We start from the raw sequence: 1,085 nt of genomic DNA, 5'->3' as shown, positions 1-1,085 counted from the left end.
TAACTCTATATCATTCTTCCAATTTTTAAGTCTTCCATTGCCGGTTATCTCATATACTATATCTGCAACCGTTACATCATCAGCTCTTCCGCTATAGCTCACCATACCCACTTCTAACAACTTTCTTAACCTTTGCTCGGTTATAAAATATTTCTCCGTTAAAATAGAAACTTGCTGAATGTTATGATTTATAAATAAAGAGATATTAAGTGCATCATCCCCTTGTCTATTTAAACAGCTAACATCTGCACCTTGGTTAACTAAATACTTAACTACTCCAATATGACCATGTTTTGCTGCAATTATAAGCGGAGTATCTTTTTCTTCATTGTTTTGGTCATTTATATCTGTTCTACCTTGTGTTAATATGCTTTTAACCCCCTCTAAATCTCCACTCTCTGCTGCTTTATGTAGTTCGGTTTTTTCTATTACCCCAACTTCTCTCCTAAATCCTAGTGTTCCTTTTCCTAAATAGTAATCATATACTTCAGTTGAGAGGCCTCTCTCTGTTGCTGATTCCTTAAATACTTCTAAAAGTGTCTTTTTCTGGGCTTCAGTAAAAGTAATTTCATGTGTTCTACCTAAATCTTTTACTATTAAGGTGTTTCCATTAAATATTACATATGATTTAGTTTTTAAAAAATGTTTCAAAGAGCGCTCTATCCAGAGTGAGTGCTCTATCCAGGGTAAGAGGTCTATCCAAAATGGTTCAGAACCGTGCTTAAAACAATATAGGGTTACTATATTTAAACTCTCTTCTCCATTAATTTTAGTAATCTCTGTATTGTCTGTCACTTTAGATACTATAATACACCCTACTCTTTCTTCCCGGCCAACTCCTACCTTACCTATTGCTTTTGTTGCACTACTTTTCCTGATCCAAAAATTTATATCCTTTGAAGCATTTATTAGCGCAGGTACGACTACATCTGCATGCCCTACTCCTATATTACCCAGTGCTTCTGCTGCACTGCTCCTGACATCCCCATACTCATTCTTTAAAGCATTTCTTAGCACAGGTATTACTATCTCTCCATGCCCTACTCCTACCTTACCCAGCGCTTCTACTGCTCTAATCCTGACAT

The 1,085-nt window shown here is 36.0% G+C and carries 1 protein-coding gene; it reads right to left on the bottom strand.

The window, feature by feature from the left end; genetic code table 11:
• Positions 1-1,085, bottom strand: a 1,085-nt coding sequence (locus tag NF27_RS10930) for an ankyrin repeat domain-containing protein (RefSeq protein WP_193387648.1), incomplete at both ends; no start/stop codon positions are given.

The sequence above is a fragment of the Candidatus Jidaibacter acanthamoeba genome (assembly GCF_000815465.1).
Taxonomy (GTDB): domain Bacteria; phylum Pseudomonadota; class Alphaproteobacteria; order Rickettsiales; family Midichloriaceae; genus Jidaibacter; species Jidaibacter acanthamoebae.
The sequence above is the reverse complement of the archived record's forward strand: the minus strand, read 5'-3'. Positions and strand labels throughout refer to the sequence as shown.